This is a genomic window from Stenotrophomonas sp. YJH_SMC_27, from assembly GCF_059369815.1.
On the sequence record NZ_JCAFTA010000034.1, the window covers coordinates 1 to 1,233 of the forward strand.

General features: G+C 66.9%; 1 protein-coding gene. It reads left to right on the forward strand.

What is annotated here, in order from left to right:
* The coding region (locus tag AC5P7R_RS22365; protein ID WP_495214202.1) for a methyl-accepting chemotaxis protein at positions 1–580 on the forward strand (580 nt) is incomplete at its 5' end.
* Between the last annotated feature and the right edge of the window lie 653 nt (positions 581–1,233).

Below are 1,233 nucleotides of genomic sequence, written 5' to 3' on the forward strand. Positions count from 1 at the left end.
GGCACTGAACGCCGCGGTGGAAGCCGCCCGTGCCGGCGAACAGGGCCGTGGCTTCGCCGTGGTTGCCAGCGAAGTGCGTACCCTCGCCCAGCGCTCGGCCGCCGCCGCCAAGGAAATCAAGGGCCTGATCGACGACTCGGTCGGCAAGGTCAACGACGGTTCGGCGCTGGTGCACAAGGCTGGAGCCACCATGGGCGAGATCGTCGCCTCGGTGCAGCGCGTGACCGACATCATGGCCGAGATCTCCGCCGCATCGCAGGAACAGAGCGCCGGCATCGAGCAGGTCAACCAGACCGTGGTGCAGATGGACGAAACCACGCAGCAGAATGCTGCTCTGGTGGAGGAAGCCACCGCCGCCGCCCGTGCCATGGAAGAACAGGCCGGCCACCTCAGCGAGGCCGTGTCGATCTTCGTGGTCGACGAAACCGATACCGTGGCTGCCCCCGCGCGCGCCGCCGCCCCGGCCCCGCGTGCTGCCGCACCGGCGGCACCGGCTCCGGCCGCCCCGCCCGCCCGCCGCAGCGCGGGTGGTCGCCCGATGGCCACGGAACTGGCCGACGGGGACTGGCAGGAATTCTGATGCCTGCCTGACCTGAGGTACGAGAACGCCCTGGCCCTGTGCTGGGGCGTTTTCGTTTACGGGGTATCCGGATATCCAGCCAACGGCGAAGCCCCTCGGGGTGGTCGGTCGAAGCGCTGGGTTACTGAGGGTTGGCCGAGAGGGTGGGCTGCGCAGGGGACGCCGTGAATACGTCCTTGTAGGCTCGGTCGCCGCTTGCTCGTGTGCGCTGTCCTGCGCACACGGCAAAACCGGGGTTGGGCGTCCTGCCCAACCCGCCCGAGGCATGCCTCGGGCCCATGCGGCTCACGCCCCTGCGCACCCCCCCTCCCGGCCACGGAAAATTTCCGTGCGCGTCCACCCCGGATTGAAGAAAGAAAAGCAAAAAACAAAAGCCAGGTCACTTCCGGGGTCAGATCCGTTTTCCTGCGGAAAACGGATCTGACCCCTCTTTCCACTTGGAAACCCAACGCTCTTGCCGTCCGACGCCGGGATATCGAATGGGCCGGGCCAGGGTGGGTTGGCGGGGGTGTCTGATCTGGCCCCCCGTCAGCGGACGCCAAGAAGCGATACTTTGATCGCACCTGGAGGTCCCTTATGTCCCGTATCACCCGTCGTAGCTATACCGATGAGTTCAAGCACCAAGCCGTGGAGTTGGCCGAGTCGCTCGGGCC